Source organism: Pseudomonas sp. NPDC089569 (assembly GCF_050280625.1).
GTDB lineage: Bacteria > Pseudomonadota > Gammaproteobacteria > Pseudomonadales > Pseudomonadaceae > Aquipseudomonas.
On the sequence record NZ_JBNNVQ010000036.1, the window covers coordinates 48,115 to 54,446 of the forward strand.

At 60.5% G+C, this 6,332-nt stretch carries 4 protein-coding genes and 2 pseudogenes; 2 read left to right on the forward strand and 4 right to left on the reverse strand.

Going from position 1 to position 6,332, the window contains the following annotated elements:
• On the reverse strand, window positions 1–1,961 hold a 1,961-nt coding region (gene dibA, locus ACQKP2_RS16295; RefSeq protein ID WP_427577840.1), incomplete at its 3' end, for a phosphodiesterase DibA.
• A gap of 146 nt (window positions 1,962–2,107) precedes the next feature.
• Here dibA and desA point away from each other — a divergent pair.
• Both desA and ACQKP2_RS16305 read left to right on the forward strand, forming a co-directional pair.
• The gene (desA, locus tag ACQKP2_RS16300) at window positions 2,108–3,292 is read left to right on the forward strand and encodes a delta-9 fatty acid desaturase DesA (protein ID WP_427577842.1); all 1,185 of its coding nucleotides are present in this window, start codon (window positions 2,108–2,110) and stop codon (window positions 3,290–3,292) included.
• 150 nt (window positions 3,293–3,442) lie between these two features.
• Entirely contained in the window at window positions 3,443–4,432 is a 990-nt protein-coding gene (locus tag ACQKP2_RS16305) for a sensor domain-containing diguanylate cyclase (RefSeq protein ID WP_427577844.1), read from the forward strand.
• Window positions 4,433–4,558: 126 nt separating this feature from the next.
• Here ACQKP2_RS16305 and ACQKP2_RS16310 read toward each other — a convergent pair whose 3' ends face one another.
• From ACQKP2_RS16310 to ACQKP2_RS16320, 3 genes and pseudogenes are all read right to left on the reverse strand, one after another.
• Window positions 4,559–5,770, reverse strand: a complete 1,212-nt coding sequence (locus tag ACQKP2_RS16310; protein ID WP_427577846.1) for an HDOD domain-containing protein — start codon at window positions 5,768–5,770, stop codon at window positions 4,559–4,561.
• Window positions 5,771–5,906: 136 nt separating this feature from the next.
• Window positions 5,907–6,236: pseudogene (locus tag ACQKP2_RS16315) on the reverse strand (aminotransferase class III-fold pyridoxal phosphate-dependent enzyme); the annotation flags it as partial.
• Window positions 6,237–6,243: 7 nt separating this feature from the next.
• Window positions 6,244–6,332 (reverse strand): annotated as a pseudogene (locus ACQKP2_RS16320) (hypothetical protein); the annotation flags it as partial.

Here is a 6,332-nt window from a genome sequence, read left to right on the forward strand (position 1 = left end):
CGTTCTTCGCGGGCGAGCCTCGCTCCTACAGGGGGGGGTGTACATTTGATGATCGGCGTGTGCAGCCAATTCAGTTGTGTGGCCGGGACTGGTCGGCCGAACCAGTAGCCCTGACCCAGATGGCTGCCTTGCTCAAGCAGGAACACGGCTTGCTCGACCTGCTCGATCCCTTCGGCATGCACTTGCATTCCCATGCTCTGCGCCAGCGCGATGATCACCCGCACAATGGCCGCGTCGTCCTCATCCCCCGGCAGGCCGGCGACAAAACCCTGATCGATCTTGAGTTTCTGCACAGGCAAACGCTTGAGCCGCAGCAACGATGAATAGCCCGTACCGAAGTCGTCGATGGCCAGTCGCACCCCTAATTCACGCAGACGGTGCATTTGCTCCAGCGCGACCTCAGGGTCCTCCATCACCGCGCTCTCGGTGACTTCCAGTTCCAGGCAGGCCGGGTCCAGTCCGGTTTCGCGCAGCACCTGCGCCACCTGCCGATAGAGCTCTCGACGGGCGAACAGGCGCGAGGACACATTCACCGCGACGAACGACAGCATCACACCGGCCTGCTGCCATTGGCACATTTGCCGACAGGCCTGCTGCATCACCCAGGCGTCGATTTCGGCAATCAAACCGGTTCGTTCGGCCACCGGAATGAACTCGGCCGGCGAGACCAGTCCGCGCTGAGGGTGCTCCCAGCGCACCAGTGCTTCGACACCGACCAGGCGACCGGTCTTGAGGTCATGAACCGGCTGGTAATAAACCCGCAGCTGCTCCTGATCCAACGCTCGGCGCAATTCGAAAGACGTCTCGACTCGCTGCTGCGCATGGGCGGTCAGCTCTTCGGTGTAGAGCGCGTAGCCATTGCGGCCGACGCTCTTGGCCTTGAACAGTGCCGAGTCGGCGTTGCGCAGCAATTGTTCGGCACTCAAGGCATCGCTGGGAAACAGGCTGATGCCAATGCTGGTGTTGATGACCAACTGGTGCCCCTCGATCAGGAATGGCTCCTTGAGCCCATCGATGATGCGCTGGGCCAGCGCCGCAGCCTGGACCAGATGCGGGCAGCTCTCGGCAAGCACCGCGAACTCATCGCCTCCCAGGCGCGCAAGCGTAATGCCAGGGTCGAACATGGCGTGAAGGCGCTCGGCGACCGCCTTGAGCAACTGGTCGCCGATGGTGTGGCCAAGGCTGTCGTTGATCAGCTTGAAGTGATCCAGATCGACCATCAGCAACGCGCAGCCGCGTTTGTGTATCTGCGCCGAAGCCAGTGCCTGCTCGGTGCGGTCGGTGAACAGCAAACGATTGGGCAGATCGGTCAGCGGATCGTGGTGCGCCAGGTGCATCAACTCGTGTTCGGAGTTTTTGATCGCGCTGATATCGGAAAACACCGCGACAAAATGGCTGCGCCGCCCCAGGTCATCATGGATAACGCGGATGGTTTGCCATTGCGGATAGATTTCGCCGCTCTTGCGACGGTTCCAGATTTCCCCGCTCCATTCACCGGCGACATCAAGGGTGGCGAACATTGCCTGATAGAAATCGGCCGGGTGCCGGCCGGATTTGAACAGGCTGGGCCGCTGGCCCAACACTTCATCACTGCGATAGCCGGTGATGTCCATGAACGCCCGGTTCACATGCACGATCAACCCGCTGCAGTCGGTTACCAGCACCCCTTCACGCGTGCAGTCGAATACGGCGGCGGCCTGGCGCAAACGCTCACGATCCTTGCTGTGCTCACTCAACTGTGCACCGATGCCCAGGCAACGCAGCAATCGCGCCCGTGCAACGAAGATCAGCCCGGCACTGAGCGCCCCCAAGACGTAACCGTTGATCAGTTGCCATCTCGATCGCTCGACCGAGCTATCGAAGAAACTGTTCAATAAATAGCCACTGAACTGCAACCAGACCACACAAAACAACAGGTAAAGCAGTGATACGCGCAATGCGTCGCGATAGGTGGCAGGCATAAGACTGTCCATGTCCTTACAAAAATGTCGGGATTATAAGTTAAAGACACGCCCGGCCACTCTTATCTGAAAGGCCGACTGGTTTTCTCTGTGTGCTTGGTGATAATGCAACGGCTGTTTTTTCTATATCGAGGGCCCCATAGCCTATGTGGTACGAAGGTTTTCTCGGCTTGTCGCCCTGGTCGCTGGTGGCGGTCACCCTGCTGATGACCCACGTGACGATTGTCGCCGTTACGGTCTATCTGCACCGCTACTCGGCCCATCGCTCGCTGGAGCTCAATGCTGGCCTGAAACATTTCTTTCGCTTCTGGTTGTGGCTGACCACGGCGCAGAACACCCGCGAGTGGACGGCCATCCACCGCAAGCATCACGCCAAATGCGAAACCGAAGACGACCCGCACAGCCCGGTCATCAAGGGCTTGTCCACGGTTCTGCGCAAAGGTGCCGAGTTGTATCGCGCCGAGGCGCAGAACCCGGAAACCCTGCGCATCTACGGCAAGAACTGTCCAGAAGACTGGATCGAGCGCAACCTCTATACCCGCTACCGGTTGCTTGGCGTGGCGATCATGGCCGTCATCGACCTGCTGCTGTTCGGTACCATCGGCATCACCATCTGGGCCGTCCAGATGATGTGGATCCCGGTCTGGGCCGCCGGCGTGGTCAATGGCCTGGGGCACGCCGTCGGCTACCGCAACTTCGAGTGCCGCGACGCGGCGACCAATCTGGTGCCTTGGGGCATCCTGATCGGCGGTGAGGAACTGCATAACAACCATCACACTTACCCTAACTCGGCAAAACTGTCGGTGAAGAAGTGGGAATTCGATCTGGGCTGGGCCTGGATCAAAGTGTTCTGTTTCCTGCGCCTGGCCAAGGTTCAGCGCGTCGCTCCGATTGCCCACCGTGTCAAAGGCAAGGGCAATCTGGATATGGACACCGCCATGGCGATCCTCAATAACCGCTTCCAGATCATGGCCCAGTACCGCAAATTGGTGATCGGGCCGCTGGTCAAGCAGGAGCTGGAAAAGGTCGATCACTCGGTCCGTTATCAATTCCGCCGTGCCAAACGCCTGCTCTCGCGGGAAACCAGCCTGCTGGATGAAAAACATCATGTGCGCATCCAGAACATGCTCGAACACAGCCAGGCACTGAAGGTAATTTACGAAAAACGCCTGGCCTTGCAGCAGATCTGGGTCAAGACCAGCTCAAATGGCCACGACATGCTGGCCGCCATCAAGGATTGGGTTCACGAAGCCGAAGCCAGCGGGATTCAGTCCCTGCGCGACTTTGCCGATCAGTTGAAGACCTACTCCCTGCGCCCCACCGCTGCCTGATGCCGTTGATCGGTGCGCCCTTGCAGGGGGCGCACCTTTCGGAACTTCGCTGCAAATCCCGCCTCTCAAAGACACTTCGCCACCCTGGCGGGCTTCGTTGTGGCCGTTTTTTGATATTCAAGCGGCGCACGCCCTTCGAGATTTGTGCCGATGATCAACAAAAACCTGAAAGAAACCTCTGCGGCGCCATGGCCCGAGGCCGCGCAAACCCTGCTGGCGCTGATGCACGCTCAAGGCGAAGTGGCGCGCCTGAGTGAGCGCGAACAGCTGTTCAGCACGCTGCTGGTGAGCGTCAACGCGGTACTGTGGGCATTCGACTGGGAAACCCGTCAGGTGCTGTACGTAAGCCCCGCCTATGAACGGATTTTCGGTCGCTGCGCCGACCGGTTGCTGGTGGACTACAACCAGTGGCTCGACAGCATTTACCCCGACGATCAGGAATACGCCCAACGCAGCCTGGAGGACGTCCTGGACAAAGGCGCCGTCGAGGACCGCGAATACCGGATCATCGATGCCGACGGCCAGGTGCGCTGGCTCAGCGACAAGTGTTTCATCAATCGCCAGGCCGAGCCGGGGCAACCGGTGATCATTGTCGGCATCGCCGAAGACATCACCGACAAAAAATTGATGGAGATCGAGCTGCAACGCCTGGCGACCATCGATGCCCTGACCCAGAGCAGTAATCGCCGGCACTTCTTCGAAGGTGCGAACCAGGCGTTCGAACTGGCGCGGCAAGAGGGCACGCCGTTGTCCTTCCTGATGCTGGACATCGATGACTTCAAAGTGATCAACGACACCTATGGCCACCAGGAAGGCGACAACGTGCTGCAGCGCATCGCCGACAGCGGCCGCGCAGCCTTGCGCCGCGGCGACCTGTTCGGGCGCATTGGTGGTGAGGAGTTCGCGGCGGTGTTCCCCGGCTGCACGCCAGACATGGCCCTGCAAGTGGCCGAACGCCTGCAACGGGAGATCCAGCGCTTGAGCTTCGAGCATGACGGCCAGGCATTCGGCATCACCGTCAGCCAGGGGCTGACCACCCTCACAGACCAGGATGAAAACGTGGAACACCTGTTCGCCCGCGCGGACGCGGCGATGTATCGGGCCAAGCGCGCTGGCAAGAACCGGATTGTCTCAGGCTGACAACCCGACTCCCTGTAGGAGCGAGCACGCTCGCGATGGACGACAGAACACCGCTGGGTGTCAGGTTGCCAGCATTATCGTTGACGCCCATCGCGAGCGTGCTCGCTCCTACAGTAAAGGGTGTCGTTACTTGCGCATGCGCATCAGTTCCGGCAAGCCGATCTTGAGCAGCCGCGCCGTTCGGCTCGCGGCCAGCGCCTCGACGTCGTCATGCTCGTTCAAGCGCGCCAACTGCGCTGCCATGTTCATGGCCAGCGCTTCGCGGGAATAAACCCCGCCGCCGAGCTGATAAGTCGCAGCGATCAGTTGGCGCAACTCCAGCGGCAAGCGCCAGCGGGTGCGCAGTGCCGAACCATAGGCCGCACTGAAATCGACGAGTGCGTCACCGACCTCCTCCCACTCGTCCAGCTCGCCACCGGCCTGTTTCCATTCCTGCAGGCAACGCAGTAACGCAAGATCACCGAGGCGATGCAGCATCCCGGCGCAATAGCAAAGCTCCTGATCCAGTTCCAGCAAGCGCGCCAGTGTCCGCGCGTATTCGGCGGTATGCAGCGACAACGCCCAATAACGCTCGGCATAGTCCGCCAGGTAGGGATCACTTAGTTTGGCGCTGCGTTTGAGCGCCAGCCCCAGAATCAGGTTCATGCTTTGCCCTGTACCCAACCGATGCAGCGCCTGGGACAGGGTCTGCACCGCCGCGCCGTTATGATGGGCTGCACTGTTGGCGGCCGCGATCAGCACGGCGGTGACTTGCGGGTCGTTGCGGATCTCATCTTCCAGCTTCGTCAGATCCAGGCCATTGGGATTGAGGCTGCGATTGACCGCCAACTGCACGTCGGTCATCAGCGGTGCGCCTTCGGATTGCTCGCGACGACGCTCCAGGTACACCGACAAGGTCATGCCCGGCGCCAGCGACGGCACCTCGCACAGGACCTCCTCACCGGCATGCAGCAGCAAGCCCTGCAAGCGCTGCGTCAGGCTTTCCATGTTCAGGGGCTTGGTCAGGTAGGCCGCAGGTGCCAGCGGCAACGCCTCGCGCACGCTGGCGCTGTCGTTGCGGCTGCTCATCAGAATGAAGGGCAGCGGCGGATTGCGTTTGCGCTGACGGACACTGCGCAGCACATTCAGGCCATCGACGCCGGGCAACTCCCAATCGGCGATCACCAGATCGTAAGGATGGGCGGCCAGCAGCTCAAGGGCCTGCTGCCCATCGGCACACAGGTCCAGGCGCGCATCGCAACGAACATTCAACAAGACTTCCTTGAGCAGATCGCGTGACCAGGGGTCGGCCTCGGCAATCAGCACTCTTGGAACGGCGGGTAAATTGACGACTGTCATACGGCTCTCCCTGGCAATGCCTGAACCTTAGCGAATGCCGGCTGTTCGATACAGCGCTAATACACCGGTTATATTTCAGGTGGCATAAAAAAACCCGCCGAAGCGGGTTTTTTGTCGATCAGGTCACACTGAGTGATCAGATCTCGGCGAAGCACTCTTCGATGATCGCCAGACCTTTGTCCAGTTGCTCATCAGGCGAGGTCAGCGGAACCAGTACGCGCAGAACGTTGCCGTAGGTGCCGCAGGACAGCAGGATCAGACCTTTTTCGCGAGCCTTGGCTACCACCGCTGCCACGGCAGTCGGGTTCGGCTTGTGGCTGTCGCCGTTTTCGAACAGTTCGACCGCGATCATCGCGCCCAGGGCACGGACTTCACCGATCACCGGGTACTTGGCCTGGATAGCCTTCAGGCCAGTCACCAGACGCTCGCCGACAGCCTTGCAGCGGTCCAGCAGGTTTTCTTCTTCGCGCTGATTTTCTCCATGCTCAGCCAGTCGCCACCCTTGGAAAGCAGCGCCGTCGCCTCGACCTTGTCGCGCTCCAGCGACAGCAGTGCATCGCTG